At 66.1% G+C, this 25,233-nt stretch carries 18 protein-coding genes and 2 pseudogenes; 5 read left to right on the top strand and 15 right to left on the bottom strand.

What is annotated here, in order from left to right:
* Nucleotides 1-17: 17 nt before the first annotated feature.
* The 3 genes from topA to trhO form a co-directional block, all read right to left on the bottom strand.
* Entirely contained in the window at nt 18-2,834 is a 2,817-nt protein-coding gene (gene topA / locus QQM37_RS13485; protein ID WP_420030172.1) for a type I DNA topoisomerase, read from the bottom strand.
* 151 nt (nt 2,835-2,985) lie between these two features.
* On the bottom strand, nt 2,986-4,683 hold the full coding sequence (locus QQM37_RS13480; protein ID WP_285728134.1) for a DUF7059 domain-containing protein: 1,698 nt from the start codon (nt 4,681-4,683) through the stop codon (nt 2,986-2,988).
* A 56-nt stretch (nt 4,684-4,739) separates the two neighbouring features.
* Complete coding sequence (gene trhO / locus QQM37_RS13475) at nt 4,740-5,609, bottom strand: oxygen-dependent tRNA uridine(34) hydroxylase TrhO (protein ID WP_285728133.1); 870 nt, start codon at nt 5,607-5,609, stop codon at nt 4,740-4,742.
* A 6-nt stretch (nt 5,610-5,615) separates the two neighbouring features.
* On the opposite strand from trhO, the gene QQM37_RS13470 reads away from it, so the two are divergent.
* Nucleotides 5,616-8,120: a DEAD/DEAH box helicase gene (locus tag QQM37_RS13470; protein WP_285728132.1), complete on the top strand. Its 2,505-nt coding sequence runs from the start codon at nt 5,616-5,618 to the stop codon at nt 8,118-8,120.
* Nucleotides 8,121-8,161: 41 nt separating this feature from the next.
* Here QQM37_RS13470 and QQM37_RS13465 read toward each other — a convergent pair.
* The 7 genes and pseudogenes from QQM37_RS13465 to ssd form a co-directional block, all read right to left on the bottom strand.
* Nucleotides 8,162-8,500, bottom strand: a pseudogene (locus QQM37_RS13465) (Rv3654c family TadE-like protein); the annotation flags it as partial.
* An 8-nt stretch (nt 8,501-8,508) separates the two neighbouring features.
* Nucleotides 8,509-8,910, bottom strand: a complete 402-nt coding sequence (locus QQM37_RS13460) for a TadE family type IV pilus minor pilin (RefSeq protein ID WP_285728131.1) — start codon at nt 8,908-8,910, stop codon at nt 8,509-8,511.
* Between the two features lie 2 nt (nt 8,911-8,912).
* Nucleotides 8,913-9,191: a DUF4244 domain-containing protein gene (locus QQM37_RS13455; RefSeq protein ID WP_285728130.1), complete on the bottom strand. Its 279-nt coding sequence runs from the start codon at nt 9,189-9,191 to the stop codon at nt 8,913-8,915.
* Nucleotides 9,192-9,266: 75 nt separating this feature from the next.
* Complete coding sequence (locus tag QQM37_RS13450) at nt 9,267-9,914, bottom strand: type II secretion system F family protein (protein WP_285728129.1); 648 nt, start codon at nt 9,912-9,914, stop codon at nt 9,267-9,269.
* The gene (locus tag QQM37_RS13445; protein ID WP_285728128.1) at nt 9,911-10,723 is read right to left on the bottom strand and encodes a type II secretion system F family protein; all 813 of its coding nucleotides are present in this window, start codon (nt 10,721-10,723) and stop codon (nt 9,911-9,913) included. The genes QQM37_RS13450 and QQM37_RS13445 overlap by 4 nt, the downstream gene beginning before the upstream one ends.
* The gene (locus QQM37_RS13440) at nt 10,720-11,868 is read right to left on the bottom strand and encodes a TadA family conjugal transfer-associated ATPase (RefSeq protein WP_285728127.1); all 1,149 of its coding nucleotides are present in this window, start codon (nt 11,866-11,868) and stop codon (nt 10,720-10,722) included. The genes QQM37_RS13445 and QQM37_RS13440 overlap by 4 nt, the downstream gene beginning before the upstream one ends.
* Entirely contained in the window at nt 11,865-12,983 is a 1,119-nt protein-coding gene (ssd, locus tag QQM37_RS13435; protein ID WP_285728126.1) for a septum site-determining protein Ssd, read from the bottom strand. The genes QQM37_RS13440 and ssd overlap by 4 nt, the downstream gene beginning before the upstream one ends.
* Nucleotides 12,984-13,275: 292 nt before the next feature.
* Between ssd and QQM37_RS13430 the strand changes: the two genes are divergently transcribed.
* Complete coding sequence (locus QQM37_RS13430) at nt 13,276-14,946, top strand: bifunctional 3'-5' exonuclease/DNA polymerase (RefSeq protein ID WP_285728153.1); 1,671 nt, start codon at nt 13,276-13,278, stop codon at nt 14,944-14,946.
* Nucleotides 14,947-14,956: 10 nt separating this feature from the next.
* On the opposite strand, the gene QQM37_RS13425 is transcribed toward QQM37_RS13430, so the two are convergent.
* Genes QQM37_RS13425 through QQM37_RS13415 form a run of 3 tightly spaced genes read right to left on the bottom strand, consistent with a single transcriptional unit; the run spans nt 14,957 to nt 18,787 of the window.
* Nucleotides 14,957-15,739, bottom strand: a complete 783-nt coding sequence (locus QQM37_RS13425) for an NUDIX hydrolase (protein WP_285728125.1) — start codon at nt 15,737-15,739, stop codon at nt 14,957-14,959.
* Nucleotides 15,736-16,584, bottom strand: coding sequence for an endonuclease III (gene nth / locus QQM37_RS13420; protein WP_285728124.1), 849 nt, complete (start codon nt 16,582-16,584; stop codon nt 15,736-15,738). Before nth ends, QQM37_RS13425 begins: the two co-directional genes overlap by 4 nt.
* The gene (locus tag QQM37_RS13415) at nt 16,577-18,787 is read right to left on the bottom strand and encodes a hypothetical protein (RefSeq protein WP_285728123.1); all 2,211 of its coding nucleotides are present in this window, start codon (nt 18,785-18,787) and stop codon (nt 16,577-16,579) included. Before QQM37_RS13415 ends, nth begins: the two co-directional genes overlap by 8 nt.
* Before the next feature lie 362 nt (nt 18,788-19,149).
* Between QQM37_RS13415 and acs the strand changes: the two genes are divergently transcribed.
* The gene (acs, locus tag QQM37_RS13410) at nt 19,150-21,138 is read left to right on the top strand and encodes an acetate--CoA ligase (protein WP_285728122.1); all 1,989 of its coding nucleotides are present in this window, start codon (nt 19,150-19,152) and stop codon (nt 21,136-21,138) included.
* A gap of 99 nt (nt 21,139-21,237) precedes the next feature.
* Here the strand turns inward: acs and QQM37_RS13405 are convergent, their stop codons facing one another.
* Together QQM37_RS13405 and QQM37_RS13400 are read right to left on the bottom strand one after the other, a co-directional pair.
* A complete protein-coding gene (locus QQM37_RS13405; RefSeq protein ID WP_285728121.1) occupies nt 21,238-22,293 on the bottom strand; it encodes a Gfo/Idh/MocA family protein in 1,056 nt (351 codons plus the stop codon).
* Nucleotides 22,290-23,144, bottom strand: coding sequence for a sugar phosphate isomerase/epimerase family protein (locus QQM37_RS13400; RefSeq protein WP_285728120.1), 855 nt, complete (start codon nt 23,142-23,144; stop codon nt 22,290-22,292). The genes QQM37_RS13405 and QQM37_RS13400 overlap by 4 nt, the downstream gene beginning before the upstream one ends.
* 198 nt (nt 23,145-23,342) lie before the next feature.
* Here QQM37_RS13400 and QQM37_RS13395 point away from each other — a divergent pair, with 198 nt between their 5' ends.
* Both QQM37_RS13395 and QQM37_RS13390 read left to right on the top strand, forming a co-directional pair.
* A complete protein-coding gene (locus tag QQM37_RS13395; protein ID WP_285728119.1) occupies nt 23,343-24,860 on the top strand; it encodes a M81 family metallopeptidase in 1,518 nt (505 codons plus the stop codon).
* Between the two features lie 121 nt (nt 24,861-24,981).
* A pseudogene (locus QQM37_RS13390) lies at nt 24,982-25,233 on the top strand (hypothetical protein); the annotation flags it as partial.

Genomic DNA, 25,233 nt, shown 5'->3' with positions numbered 1-25,233 from the left:
ACTCACCCCTCTGCGCCCTAGCGGGCAGCGGTCTTTCTGCGAGCCGGGGCCTTGGCACGCGTCGTCGGCCGCTTGACCGGGCCCTTGGCCCGCTTTTCCGCCAACAGTTCGACGGCGCGTTCCCGGGTCAGTTCCTCGATCGGGGTCGCCCGCGGCACGGTGATATTCGTGACGCTGTCCGTGATGTACGGGCCGAAGCGCCCTTCTTTGACCACGATCTTCTTGCCCGAGACCGGGTCATCACCGAATTCAGCCAGCGGCGGGACAGCTGCACGGGCACCACGCTGCTTGGGCTGAGAGTAGATCTCCAACGCCTGTTCCAGCGTGATGGTGAAGATCTCGTCCTCGGAGCCGATCGACCGCGAGTCGCTGCCCTTCTTCAGATACGGGCCGAAGCGCCCGTTCTGCACCGTGATCTCCTGGCCCTCCTCGTCGGTACCGAGCACCCGCGGCAGGCTCATCAACGCCAGTGCCTCGTCCAGAGTCACGGTCTCCACCGTCATCGAGCTGAATAGTGAGCCGGTACGCGGCTTGGCCTTGACCGGCTTCTTCGGGGGCTTGGGCTTGCCGTTCTTGTAGTACTCCACGGGGGCGTTCGCCAGCTCCTCGGCCGTCGGCTCCGGGATGACCTCGGTGACGTAGGCGCCATAGCGGCCGTTCTTGGCTACCACGGTGTGCCCGGTCACCGGATCAGCACCGAGCACCCGCTCCTCCGGCGCAGCCGTATTGATCAGCTCAATCGCCTTCTCAGCAGTGAGCTCATCCGGGGCCAGATCCTCCGGGACATTGGCGCGCTCCGGTTCCGTCCCCTCGGGGGAACCGGCAGGAACTGGCTTCTCCAGATAAGGCCCGAACTTGCCCACCCGCAGCGTGATGCCGTCGGCAATGGGCACCGAGTTGATCTCCCGGGCATCAATATCGCCCAGGTTCTCCACAATCGGCAGCAGGCCGGAGCCGTCATCGGCACCGAAATAGAACTGCTGCAGCCAGTTGGGTCCGGTCTCCTCACCGCGCGAAATCCGGTCCAGATCCTCTTCCATCCCGGCCGTGAAGTCGTAGTCCACATAGTCTTCGAAGTACTGCTCCAGCAGCCGCACCACGGAGAACGCCACCCAGGTCGGCACCAGAGCCGGGCCGCGCTGACTGACGTATCCGCGGTCCATGATGGTGGAGATGGTGGCCGCGTAGGTCGAGGGACGCCCAATGCCGCGCTCCTCCAGAGTCTTCACCAGGGAGGCCTCGGTGTAACGCGGTGGCGGAGAGGTCTCGTGCCCGATGGCGTCCAGAACCTGGGTGCTCAGCGCATCCCCGGCCGCGAGATTGGGCAGACGTCCGGCAGCGCCTTCAGCGGCGGCATCGTCGGTGTTCCGTGCCTCGTCCTTGCCCTCTTCGTAGGCGGCCAGGAAGCCCTGGAAGGTGATGACGGTACCGGAGGCGGCAAATTCCGCGTCGCGGGGGGAAGCATCCTGAGCGGAGGCACCCGGCTGCGGGCGGCTGAGCGCGCCCAACCGCACCGAGGCGGTGGAACCCCGGGCATCGGCCATCTGGGAGGCGACGGTCCGCTTCCAGATCAGCTCATACAGCTTGAACTCATCGGAGCTGAGCGCCTTGGCCACCTGGGCCGGGATCCGGAAGGAATCCCCCGCGGGACGGATGGCCTCGTGGGCCTCCTGAGCGTTCTTGGCCTTGCTGGCGTAGACGCGTGGACGGTCCGGCACAAAGGAGGGATCGTAGAGTTCCGCGGCCTGGCGTCGGGCCGCCGTGACCGCCTGGTCGCTGAGCGCCGTGGAATCGGTACGCATATAGGTGATGTAGCCGTTTTCGTACAGGCTCTGCGCCACCCGCATGGTCACCCGGGCCGGGAAGCGCAGCTTACGGGCGGCTTCCTGCTGCAGGGTGGAGGTGGTGAAAGGGGCCGCGGGGCGGCGGGTGTACGGTTTGTGGTCCACTGAGCGCACGGTGAACTCGGCCTGTTGCAGGCCCTCCGCGAGCGCAGTCGCCGCCGCCTGGTCCAGGTGCGTGACGTTTTTGGCGGTGAGTACACCGGTATCGGAGAAATCGCGCCCCGTGGCGACCCGGGCGCCATCGAGCGCTACCAGCTTGGCCTTGAACCCCTGCTCCGAGGCTGCACCGGATACGGGCGCGAACTCGCCCAGCAGATCCCAGTACGATGCCGACCGGAACGCCATGCGCTCCCGCTCGCGCTCGACCACCAGGCGGGTGGCCACGGACTGGACACGCCCTGCGGAGAGTCCGCGGGAGACCTTGCGCCAGAGCACCGGGGAGATCTCATAGCCGTAGAGGCGGTCCAGGATGCGTCGGGTCTCCTGCGCATCGACCATCGGCATATCGACCTCGCGGAGCTCACCCATGGCGCGCTGGATCGCTTCTTTGGTGATCTCGGGGAAGGTCAGGCGGTGCACCGGGACCTTGGGCTTGAGCACCTCGAGCAGGTGCCAGGCGATGGCTTCTCCCTCGCGGTCACCATCAGTGGCGAGGAAGAGCTCGTCGGCACCCTTGAGCGCTGCCTTGAGCTCGGTGACGCGCTTCTTCTTGTCCGTGGGGACTACGTAGTAGGGCTCGAAATGGTTGTCCACATCCACCGCGAACTTGCCGAAGGAGGACTTCTTCAGCTCTGCAGGGAGGTCTGAGGGCTGGGGCAGATCGCGAATATGACCGTAGGACGCTTCGACGTCGAAGCCCGCGCCAAGGTACCCGGCGATGGTCTTGCCCTTCGCCGGGGACTCCACGATGACAAGCTTGCGGCCGGTCTTCAGGGGTGTTTTCCCAGGGGTTTTCCCGGTGTTGCTACTGCTGGACGCCTTGCTGGGCACGGTGCTCCTACTTCATTGATGCTGACGGCGGACGAGATGCCGTCTGGCGGACGCGTCGCTCCCCGGACACGTCTCAAATGCCTAGTTCACCATACTCTCGCACGGTTCGTGGATTTCTGTGCGCTCTGTGCAGGAGCAGTGGGCACCGGAATTACGTTGCCGGGGCCTCGTCCGTGTCCTCGGCATGGTCGGCTGCTGGAACCAGGAAGCCGTCGTCCACCAGCTGACAGATCTGCGGTATCAGCGCTGATTCCAGCTCCTGCACCGGGACCTCCAGCAGCGCGGCCAGCGCACCGGTCAGCGCGCCGACGGTGAAGCTCCCGTCACAGGCGGAGACGAAACCTGCCGCCTCCGTGCTCAGCAGAGCGGTGCGACGCAGCCCGGCACCCTGGCGGAGCAGAATCACCTGCGGATGCTCATCTCCCGGGCGCTGGTGGCGTTCCTCCGTGACGTCAGCGGGTACCAGCAGCCGGGCGGCCCTGAGCTCGGGTCCCGTGCCGGCGAGCCAGTCCCGGCGTTCCAGGGTCGCCGCGAGATGCGGCCCCAGCGGAGTTTCCAGGGAATGCAGCAACTCTTCGAAGCGACCCGACAGCGGGTTCAGCGCCTTCTGCGTCGCGCCGCGGGGCCGCTGGGGCTTGCGCAGGGTGATCAGCCCGAAGCCGATGCGCTCCACCTGCCGGGCGGCAAAATCTGCCAGATAATCCCGGTAGGCGGCGCGGTACAGCTGTGGATCGCGAGCCTCCGAAGCATCCTGCAGCCAGGTTTCGGCGTACCGCTGCGGGCTCAGTTGCTCGCGCTGGATCACCCAGGGTTCCAGCGCAGGGTCGATCCACTCGCTCAGCCGGGCGGACCAGTCCTTGTTTTGAATCTCCCAGTTCCCCAACAGCTGGGCCACGCCGCCATCGGCCAGTATCGCCGGAAGTCCGCGCAGCACCGCCGCCACCAGTTCGTCGCCCGGCAGGCCGCCATCGCGGTAGGTGAACTGGTCCTCAGCGCTTTCGCCCTGGTGCCGGGGCGTGATGACGAAGGGTGGATTGGAGACCACCAGGTCGAAGTGCTCACCCTGGACCGGCTCGAAGAGGCTACCGAGCCGGATCGACACGCGGTCCTCAAGCCGCTCCGGATCCAGGTTCAGCGCCCCGGCGTTGAGCAGCAGGTTGAACCGGGTAAAGGCGAGCGCCCGGGCGGAGATATCGGTCAGCGTGACGTGCTCGGCGTGCCGGAGCAGGTGGAAGGCCTGGATGCCGCAACCCGTACCGAGATCGAGCGCCCGAGGCACAGGAGTACGGATGGTCGCCTGCGCCAGGGTCAGCGAAGCCTGGCCGATGCCGAGTACATGGTCGTGACGCAGGACGCCGGGGCGCTGCGTGGCAGAGAGGTCACTGGCGACCCAGAGTTCCGCCTCGCCCTGCTCGTCCACGAAGGCATAGGGGCGCAGATCGACCCGGGCCCGGAGAGCACCGTCCGTTTCCACACCATTCGTCGTTTCCACCAGGTTCAGCCCAAGCAGACCTGCGGCTCCGAGCCGTGAGAACGCCTTGTCAACGATTGTCCGGTGAAGCGGTGCGGCGAGCAGGAAGAGTGCGATGACGGCGGCCAGCGTCGTTTCGGGTTTGGTGCCTAGAGGCTTCGCGGCTGCTGAGCCGGGTGCGAGGGTTGAGCCGAGCAGCCGCTCGACGGCGAGTTGCGCTGGAATGGGCTGCTCCCGACCCAGCGCCTCGTAGGCTCCCTCGCCCAGCAGCTCCGCTACGGCATCGACCGTGTACCGGGCGTCCTGGAGGTCCTGGCTCAGGGCACAGATCAGCTCAGCGTTGAGAGCTGTCGCATCGGTCTCTGCGGGCGGGGTCATGGATCCTCCGAAGGGTGTGGGGTGCTGAGCCACCGGCGCGGAACTGCTGAGGGAGATCAGGCAGCGTGGCCGGTACAGCGCAGTTCGGGAAAGCGGGCATGACAGTCCTCGCAGAACAAGGTCAGAGCGCGACATTCGGGGTCGGCACAGTTGCGGAACTGGGAGGTGGGGCCCGAGCACCGCGCACAGGCGCCCAGTGTCTTGGCATCTTCGCTGAACTCAAGGTGCATCCGGCTGTCGAAAACGTAGAGCGATCCCTCCCAGAGCCCGGAATCCCGGTACTGTTCGCCGTAGCGGACGATGCCGCCATCGAGCTGGTAAACCTCGGAGAAACCACGGTTGACCATCAGGGAAGAGAGCACTTCACAGCGGATGCCGCCTGTGCAGTAGGTGACAATCGGTTTGTCCTTGAGATCGTCGTATTTGCCGGAATCCAGCTCTGCCACGAAATCCCTGGTCGCGCCCACCTGCGGCACCACGGCGTCCTTGAAGCGGCCGATCTGGGCTTCAAAGGAATTCCGGCCGTCGAAGAACACGACGTCTTTCTCCTCGACCAGCCGGTGCAGTTCCTCCGGGCTGAGCCGCTGGCCGCCGCCTACCACGCCGTCAGCGTCCACCCGAAGCTCGTCGGGGGCACCGAAACTGACCAGTTCCTTGCGCACCTTCACGCTGAGCCGGGGGAAATCCTGCGCCGAACCGTCGGACCACTTCACGTCGATGAAGCGGAAGTATTCCCTGGTCGCTTTGACATAGCGCTTCACGGCATCCAGTTCGCCACCCACGGTGGCGTTGATGCCCTGAGCGGAAATCAGAATCCGACCACGCAGGCCATGCTGCTCGCAGAGGGCACGCTGCCAGAGCCGCACGGCATCAGGATCGGCGACAGGTTGAAAGGCATAAAAGAGAACGATGCGGTGAATAGCCACCCATCTATGGTAGATGCCTTTCCCGGCCTGGCGCCCGGATCTGATCCGGGCCCCTGTGCTGCAGGCATCGAGTGGCAGAATGGCACAGTGACTCCCGCTGTCCCCCTCCCGTCCGGTTCTCAGGATCTGCTGAACCTGCTCGGTCGCGGATCCGAGCCCCCGCAGTTGCGTCATGTCCGGATGCTCCCGGCTCGGGAAGCTGTCACGGCGGACTGGCCGCAATGGGTGCATCCCGAGATCGTGGAGGCCTTTCAGCTCCGCGGTGTGGCAGAGCCCTGGAAACATCAGGTGGAAGCAGCGAATTCTCTGCACGCCGGGCAACACACCATCCTGGCAACGGGTACCGCTTCAGGGAAGTCTCTGGCCTACCAGCTCCCAGCCCTGGACGCCGTGCATTGCTCGGAGCGTGCTGCGCAGGCCTCGCCGGGAACCTTCGCGGAGCGCTCCACCGTCCTGTATCTCTCCCCCACCAAGGCGCTCGCAGCGGACCAGTTACAGTCCCTCCGGGCCCTGGGCCTGCCGACCCTGCGTGCAGCCACCTACGATGGCGACACTGATCTCTCGGAGCGACGCTGGATTCGCGATCATGCCAATGTGGTCCTCTGTAACCCGGACATGCTTCACTTCGGCATCCTGCCCAACCATGAGTGGTGGTCCGCGTTCTTCCGGCGACTGCAGTTCGTGGTGGTGGATGAGGCTCATGGCTACCGTGGGGTCTTCGGCTCCCATGTGGCCCAGGTGTTGCGTCGACTCCGAAGAATTTGCGAACACCACGGGTCGTCTCCGGTGTTTGCCGGAGCCTCCGCCACGAGCGGTAACCCCGCTGAGGCGTTCTCGATGCTGATCGGAGCCCCTGCTAGGGCGGTCACCGAGGATGCCTCGCCCCATGGAGCGGTCACCGTGGCCCTGTGGGAGCCTGCACTGAGCGAGTTCACCGGGGAAAACGGGGCGCCTGAACGACGGACCAGTATTGCTGAGACGGCAGACCTGCTGACCAATCTGGTGGTCTCGCGGGTTCGCACTCTGGCCTTCATCCGCTCCCGACGCGGTGCCGAGGCCATCGCAGGGACCAGCCAACGTCTGCTCGGCGAGGTGGACCCCTCGCTCCCGCATCGGGTCGCCGCCTATCGCGGTGGGTATCTGCCCGAGGAGCGTCGCGCCTTGGAGGTTTCGCTGCGGTCCGGGACTCTGCTGGGGCTGGCCAGTACCTCCGCCCTCGAACTGGGCATCGACGTGGCGGGTCTGGATGCCGTTCTGGTAGCAGGCTGGCCGGGAACCCGAGCCTCGCTGTTTCAACAGTTCGGCAGGGCCGGGCGTGCTGGCCAGGAGGCTCTGGCGGTTCTGGTGGCCAGCGATGACCCGTTGGATACCTATCTGGTGAACCACCCGGAAGATGTCTTTGACCGGGCGGCCGAGGCCAGTGTTTTCGATCCGGAAAACCCCTATGTTCTGGGGCCACATCTGTGCGCTGCGGCTGCGGAAATGCCGCTGGGGCCAGCCGATCTGGAACTTTTCGGCCCCGGTACGGAGGCTCTTCTCGATTCGCTGGTGGCCCAGGGCTACCTCCGGCGCCGCCCGGCGGGATGGTTCTGGACGCACCCGCAGAGTGCCGCCGCCCTGGTCAGCCTGCGCGAGGGCGGATCCCCGCTGAACATCATCGAGGCGGAGACCGGTACGGTACTGGGCACCATCGGCTCCGCACTGTCGCATCACCAGACCCATCGTGGAGCGGTATACACCCATCAGGGCACCAGCTATCTGGTCGAGGAACTCGATGAAGAGGCACATTGCGTTCTGGTGCGCCGCGCGTGGCCCGACTTCTACACCACGGCCCGCGATCTGACCCAGATCGAGGTGATCCAGAGCCTGCGTCATGAGCGCTGGGGAGCAGTGGAGCTTCATTTCGGCGAGGTCCAGGTCCGCACCCAGGTGGTGGCTTTCCAGCGAAAGGCCCTTGTCTCCAACGAGGTGCTGGGCGAAGAGCCGCTGGATCTGCTGGCCCGGGACCTGTTCACCAAGGCCTTCTGGTTCACCGTCGATGCCGGCTTCCTGACGTCTCATGGCCTGGAAACCTCCCGATTCCCGGGGGCGCTGCACGCAGCTGAGCATGCCGCCATCGGGTTGTTGCCGCTCGTCGCTGCCAGTGACCGTTGGGACGTGGGAGGAGTGTCCACCGCTTTGCACGAGGACACCGGGCAGCCCACGGTGTTCGTCTATGACGGGCATGCCGGTGGTGCAGGTTTTGCCCAGCGTGGATTCGAGGCGGCCCACACCTGGCTGCAGGCGACCCGGGATGCCATCCTGGCCTGCGACTGCGAAACAGGCTGCCCAAGTTGTGTCCAGTCCCCCAAGTGCGGGAACAAGAACAACCCCTTGGACAAAGCCGGTGCGGTGGACCTGTTGACCATGATTCTGGCGGAGGATCCGGCCAGATCGACTGGGGTGGCCGAGCTCCCCGTTGGCGAGCCTTCCGGAGTCGCATCCTCCAGAGGTGGGCCGGCCCGGGCCTGAGCCTGCGCTGGTCCGAGAGCCGCCAGAGCTCCGCCCAGTGGCACCCCGGCACGCACCATCACCGTGTCCGCCGGTTCACCCTCCAGACGGCAGTCCAGCAGTTCTGCGCTCTGACGGGCGAGGACGTCTGCCGCCACCTGGCAAGGATCCCCGTCGATCAGGCCTCTGGCCGCGTCTGCAGCGGCGAGAGCCGCCAGATCCGCAGCGGCTGCAGCACGACGGGATGCCGAGGCGACCTGGGCGAAGGCCACCAGGGCGAGCAGCAGTACCAGCGCCACCACAGCGATCCCGATGACCGCCACGGTGCTGGAACCCCGGTCCGGAAGATCAGGTTCCCGTTCCGGCCGCTTCGCGGCGTCATCATGTGCGCCGGCAGTCATGACCGGGCTCATGGCAGACCCTCCGAGCGCGCTGTCACGCTGCTCCGTGCGGTGAGGGCGAAGAGCGCCCCGAAAGGGCCATCGACCGGGCTGCTCACACTCACCGTGATGTACCCGTCCGTAGCGCTCACCGCGACTGCGGCAGAAGAACCCGCGACGCGCCCGGATTCGGCGCCGACAGTAGCCGCCGACTCACCCCGAGCCGCCATTCTGGCCCCGGCGCGGGCGGCATCGTCCACGCGAAGCTGAGTCAGCCCGGCCTGCGCACCACAGATCAGCAAGCCCAACAACAGGGTCATCGCGGGCAGCAGAACCGCGAACTCAGCCGTGACAGAGCCTCTGCTGGATGAAGGGTGTCGGCCTGGCCGGGGCGGACGGCCAGGCCTGGAACGCCAGAGGGCGGCACGCACGGTCAGCCCAGGCTCAGAGCGCTGCGGATGATGTTCATCAGGAATCCCCGGACTTCATCGCTGCGCAGGATCACCACCAGCAACCCGGCGAAACCCACGGCTGCCAGCGTCGCAATGGCGTACTCGGCCGTCGCCATCCCCCACTCACCGTAACGCTCGATGGGTGGCATGCGGCGGGCAGTCACCGCCTGCCCAGGGGGCTCGACAGCCTGCGGCTGCTCCGTCGAAACAGATGAATCCTGCGGAACCGGGGCCTGGCGATCGAGGGTATCAGTGAACATGATGGATCCTTTCGGGTTGTTGTGGAAGGGGAAACGTTGTTGCAGGAGGGGAAACAAGGGAGAGCGGAAGGGCCCCTAGATCCGGGGCAGGAGGGCCAGAAGCACGGGGATCACCCCCAGCGCAAAGAAGGCCGGGAGCGCACACAGGCCCATGGGCAGGACCAGACGGACGCCAAGCGAGGCTGCGCGTCGCTGAAGTTCACGATGTTCCTGACGCCTCAGTCTGCCGACCTCCGCACGGAGCATCGAGGCCGATGGCGCCCCGGTCAGCGCCAGCGAGCGCAGAGCGTGCTCCAGCTGGGACAGCAGCCGCAGCGAGGAACTGCGCGGCGAGGTGACAGGCCGGTTCAGCGCCCCTGGCGTCAGCCCGGGCGCCGCGGAGAGCCCCTGGTCGACATGCGCCAGGGCACCCTGCCAGGCGCTGTCCCATTCCAGGCCCAGGTCGAGCCCATGCGCCACCACCAGAAGCTGCTCGCCGCAGTGCGGCTCCGCAATCCCGGCCAGATGCCGGATACACCGAGGAAGGGGACTCCCCGACTCCAGCATGCAGGCAACCAGCTCCAGGAGCATGGCAGGATCCCGGACCCCGACACCGGCAGAGTTCTCTGCGGGGCTGTCGCTGGACCGGGGTGCGGCAACAGCCTGGATCGCGGCCGACGGCACGGCCGAGGTGAGCAGCAGAGCCGCCGCGACCAGCAGTGCGATCACCATGAGCAGGGTCATCTCAGACTCGCCGCCTGATGGATCAGTGCTGCCATCCACCAGCGGGAGAGAACCATCAGAGCGATACCGATGCCCAGGGCCACCCAGCCGACGCCTGATCCCAGGAGCGCCCCGAGGGGATCAACTCCCATGACGTATCCGGCCAGCAGGCCCAGTAGCGGCAGCCAGCCGAGGATCCGCGCGGTCGCCTGCGGGCCTGCCAGTGCGGTGCGGCGCTGGGCTTGAGCATCGGTGCGCTCGTCCCAGTGCTCTGCGAGATGCCCCAGCAAAGCGGCCAGAGGTGCACCACTGCGCTCCGAGATCGCGATGGCGGCGGCAAGGTCACCCAGAGCCTCCGCCGCGGAGGGCGAAGACCCAGCGGTGCGTGACTGAATCCGTACCCACCAGGAACCCCGCATCTCAAGGGACGACGCCCAGTCTTCGATCACCGGGGAGACGCGCAGCCCCAGCCTGGCGGCGGCCTCCACCCGGCCGAGCAAGGCCGTCAGCGCATCATGACTATGACGGGTCCGGGCATCGGTGCCCTCACCCCTGCCGGGAGTCCGTGCCCAGAGTGTATGAATCTCCTGCCAGAGTGCGCTGGTTCCCCGACCGCCCTGGAGGAGCGCGGAGATCTGTCGCACCAGCGCGATGACGTCCGCTGCCTCCACCCGATAAGGAACGCGCTGAGCCGCCCGGCCTGCACCTGTACCGACGCGACGAAGCCTGTCATCACTGGCCCCTTGCCCACGGAGAGGAGCCAGCAGCGCCGGCCGCGGTGACCAGCAGCACAGGAATGCTGCGGCACCCAGCACGATCCAGAGCATCATGGCTGCATCCGATGCTGCAGTTCGGCCCACGCCGGACCTTCCACCGTCCCAGAGGCTACGCAGGAAGCCGCGATGTGGACCAGAAGCTCGCCCTCACGCATCGCAAGGAGCCCGATCTGGCTGACCCTTCGCACACCACCGTGGCGTTCACAATGGATCACCACGTCCAGAGCACTGGCTGCCTGGAGATTCGTCGCGGCAGTGGTCATCCCCGCCAACGCTCCCAGGGCCTGCAGCCGGGCCGGAACGTCCTGCGCACTGTTGGCGTGCAGGGTCCCGCCGCCCGCATGTCCGGTATTCAGTGCGGTGAACAGCTCCCTGATCTCCGCCCCACGGCACTCGCCCACCAGAAGCCGGTCAGGATTCATCCGCAAGGCCTCGTGGACCAGACGGTCAAGGCCGATGCCGCCCTGACCCTCAACATTGGCCGCGCGGCTTTCCAGCCCCAGGACGTGTGGATGGTCCGGGTTCAGCTCGGCAGTGTCCTCCACCAGCACCAGACGTTCCCGTGCCGGGCAGAGCCCCAGGAGCGTCGCCAGCAGGGAGGTCTTGCCGCTTCCGGTGGAGCCCGTGATCAGCACGTTGAGCCGGGATGCCATCAGCTCACGCAGAAGCGTCCGCATGCGGGCATCGATCGAGCCGAGATCCTGCAACTCTTCGAGCGAGAACGGCCGTGGCCTGCGTAACCGGAAGGAAAGAACTGTTCCTCCGGCTGAGAGCGGAGGCAACACTGCATGAACCCGGATTCCGCCGGGTAGCCGGACATCCAGGCAAGGCGTGGATTCATCGAGACGCTTCCCGGCAGCCGCGACCAGCCGCACCGCCAGCGCCCGGACCTGCTCCTCGTCATCGAACGTCACTGGAACCCGCTCCAGACCATTTCCGCGCTGCCACCACACTTCCTGCGGCGCATTGACGTAGATGTCTGTCAGCCCTGGTTCATTGACCAGAGGATCTAGCGGCCCCAACCCGGTCAGCTCGGCGCGGATCCGCTCGGTGGCTGCCAGCATTCCGCTGGTTCCCAGAAGTCGTCCACTGGCGCGGATCGCCTCGGCGACGCGGGCGCCGGTGACCGTTTGCCCCTCGCCGATCACCCGCTGCCGCACGGTCTCCAGGAAGCCGTTGTCTGCACCGTCAAAACTCATGCCGCTACCCCACTCGCCTCAAGGAGTGCACTCTGCGCGATCCTGCGGATGCCCCGATGCCCGGCCAGATCCCCCAGCCGACCCTGTTCCGCGATCCGGGGCAGGCTCCGCAGCCGCGGCATCGTCCCCAACAGCGGCAGGCCCAGCGCCTCGGCCACCAGATCGGCGTCGAGACCTTCGGGGAAGGGCGCACGCGCCACGACCGCAGTGTTGCCGGTGGGAAGCATCGGCAAGACCTGCCTGGCCGCCAGGAGGGAGCTCACCGAGGAGGGAACGACTAGAAGGGTCAGATCAGCCCGGGCCATGATCGATTCGGCCTCATCGCCGGTCCGCCCGACATCGACCATCACCGATTCGAACGCCCGCAGCGCGGCATCGAGCACGGCTGGTGCGGCTGAGAGCGTTCCTGACCGCCGCTCGCCCCGGCCGAAACCCAGCAGGCTGCACCCCCCGGTGAGGGGCAGCGCGGCAGCCAACTGGCTGGGGTCCAGGGATCCCTGCGTGTGTGCAAGCTGAGCCCAGTCCACACCCTGGCCGCGCGGCTGTTCACCCAGGAGGTACTCCAGCCCGGCACCTTGCGGATCGGCATCGATCACCAGCGAGGCCAGGCCGCTCTGCGCATGGCGAAGCCCCAGCAGCGACGCCAGGGATGACGCGCCGGCTCCGCCACACCCGCCCAGCACCGCGATCAGCCGTGCCCGCTCCGGCGATTCACGCAGCGCCCCCAGAAACTCCACCAGCCAGGAAGCCGCCTGGGGCAGAGGTGCCACCTGGTCTACTCCTGCACGCCCCGCAGCTTCCCAGAGGGTGACATCCGCATCCAGGCCCAGGGCGATGACCGGAGTCCCGGGGCGGCGCGGAATTCGCCCGGAGCTGAGCTGGTCAACACCGAGCAGCACGGCAGCATCCCCACGCTGCGGCGCTCCGTAGTGCACGTCCGTTCCGGCAGCCACGGCAAGGGTCACGGCGGCGTCCTTCAAGGCGGCAGACTCGGTGAGTACCGCCACCGAACAGACCGGCGCCGGAGTCCATCGGTGTGGAGCACCCACCGGGGAGCCCGGTGCCGTACGGTGCAGCGTACTGCGACGGCCTCTGTCGATGAGTTCCTGGGTCATGGATCCACCCTGCCGACGGACCGGCACCAGAACGAGGGCGGTTCAGCCCGTTGTGGGCAAAACAACGCTTTGAGGTCATTGGGGAGGAGGAGTACTGCTCGCCCACCGGGCTCGCCTGACACCGTCGCCCTGCTCCACCTCGCTGGCGCGTCAAAGTTTTGAGCACTTACCGCAGGCCCGGCACCGCGAACTCCTGAATTCACGGGGCGCATGGCAGGCAGCTGGCTGGTAAATGTTCAAAACCTTGACGCCATCCGCTGCTGTCGGTGCCGTGCACCACAATAGATGGGTGATGTACGTCCTCCTCGCCCCTGCGCCTGAAGAGCACGTTGAGCTGACTCCCTGCGATGCCCAGGGCCAGCCTCTCGGCGCAGCCCGGCGGGTCCCCCTGAGCCAGCTGGCCGGCGTTGTGCGCGAGGTGGAAGCCAGCCGCCCCCGGTGGGTCTGGGAACGGGCGCAGCTCTGGTACCCCGCTCTGCTCCGCCAGGGAGTGGAGGTGGAGCGCTGCCATGATCTGGCGCTCTGTCAGGCGATTCTGGCCGGATCAGTCGCCACCGAGCAGACCGGATACCCCCGGCTGACACCGGAACAACATCGCGAGCTGCCGGAACCTGACGCGGCTGAAAGCATCGAGCAGGCCCCCGAGCAGCAGCGTCTTTTCGAGACGGCCGAGCGGCCCCGCCAGCGTGGTGCCGCGAGCGCCGAGCTCCTGCCGGAGTTCCAGGCCCAGTTGCGTGCCGTCGCCACCTCCGTGCAACCCGGCCGACTGAACCTGCTCCTTGCCGCCGAATCAGCTGGTGCACTGATTGCGGCGGAGATGCAGCACGAGGGTGTCCCCTGGCGCCGTGAGCTGCATGAAGCCCTGTTGGAGGAGGCCCTCGGGCCCCGGCCACGGGGTACCGAGCGCCCGGCCAGGATGGAGGCGCTGCTGGCCCGGGTCCGCGCCGAGCTCAAGGCGCCGACCTTGCACCCCGATTCACCCCAGGAGCTGATCCGTGCGCTGCGCCGGGCCGGCATCGAAGCCAAAAGCACCCGCACCTGGGAACTGCGCGAGTTCCACCATCCGGCCATCGAGCCTTTGCTGGAATATAAGAAACTGGCGCGGTTGTACAGCGCAAACGGCTGGGTGTGGCTGGACCAATGGGTGCATCAGGGGCGTTTCCACCCCGAATATATGGTGGGCGGGGTGGTGTCCGGGCGGTGGGCCTCCCGTGGCGGCGGTGCCCTGCAGATCCCCAGGCAGGTGCGCGGAGCCGTCCATGCGGACCCCGGGCACAAGCTCATCGTGGCCGATGCCGCCCAACTGGAACCGAGGGTGCTCGCCGCGCTGGCTCACGATGACGCCCTGGCCCGGGCTGCCCAGGGCCAGGACCTCTACGCCGGGATTGCAGACCAGGGATTCGGCGGCGGCCGCGCCGCAGCCAAAGTGGCCATGCTCGGCGCCATGTATGGGGCGACGACGGGTGAATCCGGCCGTCTGATGCCACAGCTGGCCCGGCTCTATCCCGCCGCCGTCGGCTTGGTCGAGGAGGCTGCGAGGGCGGGCGAACGGGGCGAACTGGTATCGACGTATCTGGGACGCTCCTCCCCCGCTCCTTCGGCCGGATGGCTGGCCGCGCAGCGGACCACCTCGGAGGCCGAGCAACGTCGCGCCGATTCCATGGCCCGCTCCCGTGGTCGCTTCACACGCAATTTCGTGGTGCAGGGAACCGCTGCAGAATGGGCTTCCTGCTGGCTGGCCGAATTGCGCCGCAGGCTCAGAGCCAGGCCTGAGCTTGCATCCCGCCTGGTATTTTTCCTGCACGACGAAGTCATGGTCCACTGCCCGGAGTCCGTCACTGCGCAGGTCAGCACGCTGATCACCGAGTCAGCGCAAGCCGCCAAGGAGCTGCTTTTCGGTCAGGCACCGCTGGACATCCCGGTAAGCATCGCCGTGGTGGATCACTATGACGAGGCCAAATAGCGATATTTCACTACAGCGGCGCGGGCATCTCCCGGCTCATGTCCCAGTCCCGGGCCCAGCCCAGTTCCTCGAACAGACGGCTCAGGATGCCGCCGGTGAAGCCCCAGACGACGGCGTCCTGCACCAGGAAGGTCGGGCTCCGGAAGGTGGCACTCCCCCGGCGGACAGTGGACACCAGCCGGTTGGCAGGATCCAGCAGCTCCCGCACCGGGGCCCGGAAGACCCGGGCGGATTCGCCGGGGTCCACCGCATACACCGGGGACGGCTCCGCCCACCAGGCCAGAACCGGCGTCACGGCGAAATTGCTGACCGCCAGCTCCGTGAGCGGCAGCTGTCCCAGCACCTGCACCCCGGACGCCTCCAACCCGGTTTCCTCCACGGCTTCCCGCACAGCGGCGGCGACCATGCCGTCGTCGTCCTCATCCAGCCCACCGCCGGGGAAGGCGATCTGGCCGGGATGGTCATCCAGTGTGGCGGCCCGCTCCACCAGAAGGACATCGCAGTCCTCAGGTGCCAGCGCCGCCGGATCGGTGTGCGGAAGACCATCCCGTGCGCCGAAAAGCACCAGCACAGCCGCCTGGCGTGCCGCGCGCAACGCGGGCAGCTGGGGCGGAACGGGCAGCTGGGGCAGCCCTGGCGATTCGCCGCGGGCGCCTGCCGCCATTCGCATTTCGTCCTGCATGCCGTCGATTCGGCCCGCGGCAGCCCGCAGGGCAAGCTGTTGCAGATCGGTCAGTGCACTACGTCCGGCCAGGGGTCCGCCGCCGCCTCGAGTGCCGATCACATCAGTCATGCTGAGGTCACCGTGGCTTTGTCAGAAACACGGCCAGAAACCTGCCGTTGATCCGCCTGACGGAGGGCTGCGGCGTCCTCCACATTCGCCATCATGGCCGCCAGCAAGGCCTCCTTACCCGGCGCTAGCTCATAACTGAGCAGTGCCCGCGCCGCCTGCGGCTCGGTCTCACCGATGCCGAAGGAGGGGCAGAGATCCGCCACCACGCAGGCTCCGCAGGCCGGTTTACGGGCGTGACACACACGCCTGCCATGGAAAATCACCCGATGTGAGAGCTGCGTCCATTCTGCGGGTTCAAACAGCGCGCCGACCTCGGCCTCGATGACCACCGGGTCCTCCGAGGTGGTCCAGCCGAATCTGCGGGCGAGTCGACCAAAGTGGGTATCCACCGTGATGCCTGGTACGCCGAAGGCATTGCCCAGCACGACGTTCGCGGTCTTGCGGCCCACTCCCGGCAGTGTCACCAGCTCTTTCAGATTGCCGGGCACGACGCCGTCGTACTCGTCCACCAGCCGGGTTGCCAGGCCGTGGAGGGATTTCGCCTTGGCCCGGAAGAAGCCGGTGGGCCGGATCAGGTCCTCCAGCTCCGGCAGGCTGGCCTGGGAAAGTGCGAGCGCATCGGGATACCGGGCGAAGAGCGCCGGAGTGGTCTGATTGACCCGCACATCGGTGGTCTGGGCGGACAACACCGTGGCCACCAACAGCTCGAAGGGATTGTGGAAATCCAGCTCCGGGTGGGCATAAGGATAGGCCCGGGCCAGGATGCGGTTGATCTTGCGTGCTCTCCGGACGAGCGCCAGGTGTGATTCCACGATGACGCCCGCCCGGCGAGCGCGTTTAGCCATCTTCGGGCGCGCGCTCAATATTGCTGAGGTCCCGCAGGACGCCCAGGCGCCCCTCCGAGTTCTGGACCAGGAAATCATGCCCGCGGTCCTGTAGGGCAAGGAACCAGGAGCCCGGCTCAATGTTGTAGAGGAAAGCACCGGAGTGTTCATCGACAACAGCGCGCGGGCGGTCCACAGCAAACCAGAACGCCTGGTAGGCCAGCGGTTCACTGGTCTCTTCCGTGCGGCCCACGATTGCTCCAGCCTCGGCGGCGTGTGCCGACTCCTCGAAGGACCGGGCGTGGCTGCCGCGCCCCTCTGGGTAGACCTGAGGATCCACCGTGGCCTGGATTCGCTCCGGCTCTGCCGTAGCGGACGATGCCGAGTGGTCGGACGTCTGATGCTCGGGCGCCGGGTGCTCGGACGCCGGGTGCTCGGACGTCAGCGCGTCGAAAGCGTCAGCCCCACGCACCTGGCCGAGCAGATCCGATCGCAAGACGGTGGGAGCATCTTCGGGATCCTCTGCAAAAGGCTCCGGCGCAAAGGACGCTGATCCGAAGGATTCGGTGGCAGCCGGCACGGCCTCCATCAGCGTGGTCTCTGCATGCTGCGGCTGCACGGGCGCAGCCTGGGCCGAGACCTCCTGCAGCGGGGCCGAGTCAATCACGGCCTCACTCAGCACGGGTTCAGCCACCTGAGGTGCCTCAAACAATGAGGTCTCGGGCAATGAGGTCTCAGGTTCGGCCGCAGCACTGGTCGGCGCAGCCGCAAAAGCCGAGGTTTCCGGGGCGGATTCCACCACCGATTCCGGCGTGGCCGAGGCATCCGAAGCCAGTGCAGCCGGAGCCTGCTGACCTTCTGGTGCCTGAGCTTCTGTGGCCTGTCCACCAGCGGCCTGGCCACCCGGTGTATGAGCACCAAATCCGGGGACTTCGGTCACTGGATGCGACGCCGCAGGCGCCTCGGTGGCAGCCGCATCCTCTGGGGTCCCGGCCGATGATGCAGCAGCCGGCGACTCCCCCACCGGGGATTCAGCAATCGATGACCCGGCAACCGGCGACTGCGCGGCCTCCCCGGTGGGAGTCTCCGCAGACCCTGCAACGTCATGCCCTGCAGGGGCCTCCTGCCCGGCCGGAGCATTCTGCTCTGCGGGCTTGCCGAAGCCGTTGGCAGCAACCAAGCCGGCGACGCCCGCACCAGCAACAGCGGCACCGGCTACTCCCGCGGCTGCAAGGCCGGGGCCAGCGCCCTGGTTCTTCTCCGTCGCAGGTGCGGTCACCGGGGTAACACCCAGAGCCGGCACACCAGAGCCTGCCGGCGCCCCAGCGTACTGTCCGGGCTGGCCGGCATCGGCAGCTACTGCCTGGGCCTGTGCGGGCGTTGCCGCTGATGGCACCGCAGCCGGAGCACCCGCAGCCTGGGATTCCTTGAACGCCGGAATCCATTGGGCGGCAAAAGTTCCTGCAAGCAGGCCGAGCGCACCGATCAAGGCGATCAGGAAGGCCCAGCTGTAGGTCGTCACGGTGGCAAAGAAGAAGTAGGACGCAGCGAAGCTGGCCACGACAGAGCCGAACTGGTCCACCGTGAGCGATCCCAGGCGAACCGTGGACGTCGGGTTGAGTCGTCGGACCAGGAACAGCGCAGCAGCGGCGAGCGGCAGGAGGATGCCGATGCCGAGGAAGAACAGGGTGGTCGCCGTCCAGTAGTTGGCCCCGCCGTACAGGCCCAGCGGCAGGATGGTGCCGATCAGAATGACGATCACCGAGGCGAAGATCACGATGTCCCGCAGAGTCAGCGGGCCCAACACCGCGCCGCCCGATGCGCGGGCAGCGGCAGGCTGAGCCCCAGCGCCTTGCGGGTGGAGCGGAGCCGGGTTCTGCTGGCCGGGACTCTGCTGGTATGGCCCGCCATGCTGCCCAAAGGGCGCATTGGCCCTGGGAATACCGGAATTGGGCGCGCCGACGCCAGGTGCGCCAGTCGCAGGCGCCTGCCCGGAACCCCATCCGCCGACGGGCCCGGAATACGCGGGCTGACCCTGCTGACCGGGCTGGCCAAACGCAGCACCCTGCGGCGGCTGTCCATAGGAACCCTGTCCATAGGAGCCAGGCGCCTGGGGGTTCTGCCCATAGGGAAGCGGCTGTCCGTAGCCGGAGATTTGCGGTGCCTGCCCGTAGGGGGCAGCATGCCCCGACTGGCCGGGCTGATTCGGTTGGGTCTGGCTCACTCTGGCTCCTTGTCGACCCTGAACGGATCGGTCGTCGGCGGTAGTCCCTCAATCACCCTAGTAAATCTATTAGCGGAACCCAAGTGCGCCAGCAGGAACACAGTCCGTGCACAGTCGTCATCACGAGGCACGGCGCGGGAATGACGCCACTCATTCAGACCGTCATACGCGGTCAGACAGTCACGTGTGGTCACAGCGCGGACCACACACTCATCTTTGTCATTCTGAGCGATAGGGTGGGTAACGAATCTGCTCGGGTGGCGATGGCCCTCCGTCGTTGGACCGTCATGGTTGACCTCTCACGGCGTCGAGGTGACGTTCGCACCCCAGCTCATCACCACAGCCATGGAACGAGGCCAACGATGTCCCAGAACAGTGAAAACTCGCAGCCCAGCGAGGCCCTGGAAAATCTGCTCCACGAGAACCGGAAATTCCCGCCGAGTGCCGAATTTGCCGCCCAGGCGCTGGCACAGCCCACCATCTACGCCGAAGCCGCGGCCGATCGTGAAGCCTTCTGGGCGCGGCAGTCCCGCGAACTGCTGAGCTGGAGCAAGGAGTTCGAGCAGACCCTGGACTGGTCCAATCCGCCGTTCGCCCGGTGGTTCGTCGGTGGGGAGATCAACGCTGCCTACAACGCTCTGGACCGCCATGTGGAAGCCGGGAACGGGGACCGGGTGGCAATCTACTGGGAGGGCGAGCCGGGCGACACGCGCCAGTACACCTACGCCCAGCTGACCGAGGAGGTCAAGAAGGCCGCCAACGCCTTCGAAGCGCTCGGCGTGCACAAGGGTGACCGGGTCGCCATCTACCTTCCGATGGTCCCGGAGGCCGTGATCTCCATGCTCGCCTGCGCCCGGATCGGCGCCATCCACTCGGTGGTCTTCGGCGGCTTCTCCGCCGAGGCGCTGCGCAACCGGATCGACGATGCCGAAGCCAAGTTGGTCATTACCGCGGACGGCACCTTCCGCCGTGGCGCGCCCAGTTCCCTCAAGCCAGCCGTGGACACCGCACTCCAGGCGCCCGGGCATACCGTGAAGCACGTCATCGTGGTCAAGCGCAATGGTGAGCCGGTCGAATGGGTCGAGGGACGCGACCTCTGGTGGGCGGACACCGTGGAGGTTGCCTCAGCGGAGCACACGCCCGTCCCGCATGATGCCGAGCATCCGCTCTACATCCTCTACACCTCCGGCACCACGGGTAAGCCCAAGGGCATCCTGCATACCACCGGCGGCTACCTGACGCAGACGGCCTTCACCCACAAATACGTCTTCGATCTGCACCCGGAAACGGATGTCTACTGGTGCGCGGCGGATATCGGCTGGGTCACCGGACACAGCTACATCGCCTACGCCCCGCTGGTCAACGGCGCCTCCATGGTGATGTACGAAGGCACTCCGGACACTCCGCACCAGGGCCGCTGGTGGGAGATCATCGAAAAGTACAAGGTCACCATCCTGTACGCGGCTCCGACCGCCATCCGCACCTTCATGAAGTGGGGCCGGGACATCCCCGCCAAATTCGACCTGTCCTCGTTGAAGGTGCTGGGCTCAGTGGGCGAGCCGATCAACCCGGAGGCCTGGATCTGGTACCGCGACGTGATCGGCGGCGGCAAGACCCCCATCGTGGATACCTGGTGGCAGACCGAGACCGGTGCCATGATGATCTCCCCGCTGCCCGGGGTGACCGCCACCAAGCCCGGCTCGGCGCAGATCGCGCTGCCCGGCATTGAGGCCGACGTCGTCGACGATCTGGGGCACCCGGTGGCTGACGGACAGGGTGGTTACCTGGTGATCCGCTCCCCCTGGCCCTCCATGCTGCGCGGCATCTGGGGCGATCCGGAGCGCTACAAGGACACCTACTGGTCCCGCTTCGAAAACATGTACTTTGCCGGCGATGGCGCCAAAAAGGACGAGGACGGCGATATCTGGCTGCTCGGCCGGGTCGATGACGTCATGAACGTCTCCGGGCACCGCCTGTCTACCACCGAGATCGAGTCCGCCCTGGTCAGCCACGATGCGGTCGCTGAGGCCGCCGTTGTGGGTGCTGCCGATGAGACCACCGGCCAGTCCGTGGTGGCCTTCGTCATCCTGCGTGGCTCCGCCCTGGTGGACGGTGTGGCCGACCCGCAGATCGAGCAGATTCTGCGCAACCACGTGGGTCGGGAGATCGGCCCGATCGCCAAGCCCAAGCGCGTCCTGGTGGTCCCGGAACTGCCCAAGACCCGTTCCGGGAAGATCATGCGCCGTCTGCTCAAGGACATCGCCGAAGGCCGTGAGGCGGGCGACGCCACCACCCTGGCCGATGCCGGCATCATGCAGGTCATCTCGGAGAGCCTCAAGAAGACCCCCTGAGATGTTTCGCGAACGGTAACGGAAAAAGCACCCGCGATTGCGGGTGCTTTTTCCGTTACCGTTCGCGAAAACCGTTCGCGTTGTCAGATGGTGTCAGTTTTACAGAACGATCTCGCGATCCTCTTCAGCCGACTGATAGATCGCCGCCAGGATCTTCATCAGTTCCAGACCGTGCTCTGCCGGTGCAGCCGGAGGAACCTCCCCACGCACGGTAGCCAGGAAGTAGTCGATCTCCTTGCGGTATCCGACCGGGTCGAAGCTCAGTGAGTTGATCACCGGGGTCACATCGACCAGCGTGTCATGCTGCTCGGTGTAGATCTTCAGCGCCGGTTCCAGCTGAGCGCCGCCCTTCTCACCGAAGATCTGCACCTTGACCTCATCCGGCCCGTGCAGTGAGTAGCTCGTGTCGAAGTGCATCACAGCACCGTTGTCGAAGGTGACGAAGGCGCTCGCCAGATCCTCCACGGTATTGAGCTCCGGATCGAAATCTGCGGAGAGGTAGCGGCTCAGGTTCTTGATATTGGCCCGGTTGCCCAGCTTGTGGAACACCGCACCGGAGACCCGGGCAACCTTCGGGCAGCCCATCAGGTACCAGCAGATGTCCATGAAGTGCACGCCCAGATCGATCAGCGGCCCACCGCCGGACTTCGACTTATCCGCAAACCAGCCGCCGGGGTTACCCACCCGGCGCAGACAGCTCGCCTTGGCGTAGTAAATCGGACCCAGATCACCGGCATCGATGAACTGCTTGAGCACCTCAGCGTTGGGTGAGAAGCGGCGCACGTACGCCACCTGCAAGCCCGCCGTGGAGGCCTGTTCCGCGGCCAGAATCGCCTCAGCCTCGGCCACCGTGGTCGTCATCGGCTTCTCAATGAGCACGTACTTGCCAGCGTTAAGAGCGGCGATCACCAGCGGGGCATGGGTGTCATTGCGGGTGCAGATGCTCACCGCGTCGATGCCCGGGTCCGCGAAGATCTCGGCAGCGTCGGTCACGGCGCGCGCGTTGTACTGCTCGGCACGCTGTGCTGCCCGGGCTCCGTCGATATCGCAGACCGCCACCAGCTCGGCCTCGGGCGAGTCCCGATAGGCCTTCAGGTGCTCGTCAGCAATGGTTCCGAGGCCGATGACGGCAACCCGGACGGGTGCGGCGCTCATGCGGTCACCTCGGCCAGCAGACGGCGGGCGTTGGCCAGGGCCTGCTCGCAGGCGCTCAGACAGTCCTGGGCACCTTCGTATTCGATCGAGAGGTTCCCGTCAAAGCCATTGGCGGCAACGGTGCGTAGAATACGGCGCAGATCCAGGTCACCGGATCCGGTGACCGAGCCCTGGATGTAGTTGCCGGACAGGGTGGTGAGCCAGCCCTCGCCGGGGAATTCGGTACGGATGAAGAAGTCCTTCAGGTGCACTACGGAGGCCTGCGGAGCCAACCGGGCCACCGCAGCGTACGGCGAGTCATCCACGCAGAGGAAGTTGCCGACGTCGAGCGTGACCTTGAAGTTGGGGCGATCCACCGCATACAGCAGACGGGAGATGCGCTCGCTGTTGTTCATGAAGAAGCCGTGGTTCTCCACGGAGGTGGTGATGCCAAGCGTCGCAGCATAGTCAGCGATCTGCTGGACCAGCGGAACGATCTGGGCAAACACCTCTTCGAGCTCGGCCTGGGAGGATTCACGCCAGGCCCACTCGACCACATCGTGGCGGAAGAACTGAGCACCCAGCGCATGGGCGATGTCGAGCTGACCCTTAAGCCGCTCCACCTCCGCCTGCGGATCCGCCTGGCGGAAATTCGCTGCCACGACATAGTTCAGGATCGGCAACTCCAATGCATCTGCCTGAGCCTTGAGCGCCTGGGCAGATTCCACCGTCAGCGGCGCCGGCAGGCCCGCCTCGGAGATCTCGATATGGGTGCCGCCACGCTCGGCGACCCAGCTCAGGACGCCCGGCAGATCCAGACGACCATCCGCCAGAGCACCGGAGAAACTGTAGGAACTGAAACCAATCTTCATGCCACTCCTCAGCAACAAACGAAATAACGTCAAATCTTCGAACAAAGCGTGGAAACAAGCGCTTTGAAAATTCTGTCTTTTCAGCTTAGGAGCGGCCAGTCCGGCCCGGCAGTACCACGGACTTTATTCGTTGACGAACAAACAGAAGCGCTTGCTGCACCCTATGGCAGAAGGTCTGACGCGCTTAAGCTGGCTGCCGTGACTCTACCTCGTATTGCGATCGCTGGGATCGCCCTTGAAGCCAGTACCTACTCCCCTGCGCGCACCACCGAAGCCGGTTTTGTGCGCCGCGACGGTGAACAGATCATGGACTACTACGAATTCTTCGCCCCGGGCCAACCGGTGCGTGAAACCGCACAGTGGTTGCCTCTGGTTCATTTCCGCTCCATTCCCGGCGGTGCCGTCCCGCTGGAGGACTACCAGTCCATGAAGGCCACCATCTGCAGCGCCGTTGCTGCTGCGGTGACAGAAGGGCCTCTGGACGGTTTTTATGTCGATCTGCACGGCGCCATGAGCGTAGTGGGCCTGGACGATCCCGAGGGCGATCTGATCCTGGCGCTGCGCGAGCTGACCGGCCCGGAGACCGTCTTCGCCTCCGGCATGGACCTGCACGGCAACGTCTCACCTGTACTGGCCTGGCAACTCGATGTACCCAGCTGCTACCGGATGGCACCTCACGAGGACTGGCTGGAGACGAAGGAACGCACCGCGCGGAACCTGCTCTCCGTCATCGACTCCGGGCAGCGTCCGCTCAAAGCCTGGATTCCGGTACCGATCCTGCTGCCCGGCGAAAAGACCAGCACCCGCGATGAACCCGCCAAGAGCCTGTACCGGCAGGTGGCGGAGATCGCCGAGCTGCCTGAGGTGCTCGATGCCGCCCTGTGGATCGGGTACGCCTGGGCCGATGAGCCGCGCAACCACGCCGTCATCATGGTCACCGGCGACGACTGGGAGGTCATTTCCACCGAGGCGCAGAAGCTGGCACGCCAGATGTGGGACCGGCGCGAAGAATTCCATTTCGTCGCCCCGGCTGCACCCCTGGACGAGTGCCTCGACGCCATGCTCGCCAGCGACAAGCGCCCCTACTTCCTCAGCGACTCCGGCGATAACCCGACCGCTGGCGGCGCCGGTGACGTCACCTGGACGCTTGCGCAGTTGCTCGCTGAACCGCGGCTGGAAGGGCAGAACGTCATCTACGCGTCCATCCCGGATGCCGAGGCAGCACGGGAATGCTGGCGCATTGCCCAGGAACAAGGACTGGGCAGCACGGTGACCGTCACGATCGGAGCCAGGGTCGATGACCGCCCGCACCCGCCGGTCACCGTCACCGGCGTCATCAAGCATGTGGTGAACACTGATCCGGTGGCAGGCATCGAGGTGGTTCTTTCTTCGGGTCCGGTCAACATCCTGCTGACCGAGCGTCGCAAGCCCTACCACCTGGAATCGGATTTCACCCGTAACGGGCTCAATCCACGGGAAGCCGACCTCGTGGTGGTGAAGATCGGGTACCTCGAACCGGAACTTTTTGCAATGTCCCAGGACTGGATGCTGGCGCTGACTCCGGGTGGCGTGGACCAGGACTTGATTCGGCTGGGGCACCACCGGATCAAGCGGCCGATGTTCCCGTACGAGTCCGATTTCGCCCCGGATTTACACGCCCGTCACATGCCGGAATCGCGGGCGTCATGGCCTGGCGATGACACAATCCAGCCCTGAACAAACTTCGGCACCGAACTAAGCCCAACTTCTTTCACCAAGCTCCCAAAGTGTGATTCCCTTCCTTATCAACACGGTGTCGGCTGAGTCACAGTCGCCCGCAAGACGGAGGAGTCAACTGATGGAAAATGGCGCAAACACCAACGCTGCCAAGCAAGCACTGTCCCGCCGCGGGCTTCTGGGCCTGGGCGGCGTCCTCGGCGCAGCCGCACTGCTGAGCGCATGTGGTGGGGGTGGCGGTGGATCGACCTCCGATTCCACCGCCACCCCCGCCAAGCTGCGCGTGTGGTTCATGAAAGACTCGGTCTCAACCGGCGCTCAGAAGTGGCTCACCGACGAGTTCGCCAAGAAGTTCCCGGGCTCGACCCTGACC

Origin of the sequence: Psychromicrobium xiongbiense (genome assembly GCF_030271165.1) — a bacterium.
Taxonomy (GTDB): domain Bacteria; phylum Actinomycetota; class Actinomycetes; order Actinomycetales; family Micrococcaceae; genus Renibacterium; species Renibacterium xiongbiense.
The sequence above is the reverse complement of the archived record's forward strand: the minus strand, read 5'-3'. Positions and strand labels throughout refer to the sequence as shown.

What these genes read in the sequence shown, in the direction of transcription:
- QQM37_RS13480 (WP_285728134.1), bottom strand. Translation starts at nt 4,683, where the DNA reads ATGACCCCGCCCGCAGAGACCGATGCGACAGCTCTCAACGCTGAGCTG.
- QQM37_RS13470 (WP_285728132.1), top strand. Translation starts at nt 5,616, where the DNA reads ATGGTAGATGCCTTTCCCGGCCTGGCGCCCGGATCTGATCCGGGCCCC.
- QQM37_RS13455 (WP_285728130.1), bottom strand. Translation starts at nt 9,191, where the DNA reads ATGTTCACTGATACCCTCGATCGCCAGGCCCCGGTTCCGCAGGATTCA.
- QQM37_RS13450 (WP_285728129.1), bottom strand. Translation starts at nt 9,914, where the DNA reads ATGACCCTGCTCATGGTGATCGCACTGCTGGTCGCGGCGGCTCTGCTG.
- QQM37_RS13445 (WP_285728128.1), bottom strand. Translation starts at nt 10,723, where the DNA reads ATGATGCTCTGGATCGTGCTGGGTGCCGCAGCATTCCTGTGCTGCTGG.
- QQM37_RS13440 (WP_285728127.1), bottom strand. Translation starts at nt 11,868, where the DNA reads ATGAGTTTTGACGGTGCAGACAACGGCTTCCTGGAGACCGTGCGGCAG.
- ssd (WP_285728126.1), bottom strand. Translation starts at nt 12,983, where the DNA reads ATGACCCAGGAACTCATCGACAGAGGCCGTCGCAGTACGCTGCACCGT.
- QQM37_RS13430 (WP_285728153.1), top strand. Translation starts at nt 13,276, where the DNA reads ATGTACGTCCTCCTCGCCCCTGCGCCTGAAGAGCACGTTGAGCTGACT.
- QQM37_RS13425 (WP_285728125.1), bottom strand. Translation starts at nt 15,739, where the DNA reads ATGACTGATGTGATCGGCACTCGAGGCGGCGGCGGACCCCTGGCCGGA.
- nth (WP_285728124.1), bottom strand. Translation starts at nt 16,584, where the DNA reads ATGGCTAAACGCGCTCGCCGGGCGGGCGTCATCGTGGAATCACACCTG.
- acs (WP_285728122.1), top strand. Translation starts at nt 19,150, where the DNA reads ATGTCCCAGAACAGTGAAAACTCGCAGCCCAGCGAGGCCCTGGAAAAT.
- QQM37_RS13405 (WP_285728121.1), bottom strand. Translation starts at nt 22,293, where the DNA reads ATGAGCGCCGCACCCGTCCGGGTTGCCGTCATCGGCCTCGGAACCATT.
- QQM37_RS13400 (WP_285728120.1), bottom strand. Translation starts at nt 23,144, where the DNA reads ATGAAGATTGGTTTCAGTTCCTACAGTTTCTCCGGTGCTCTGGCGGAT.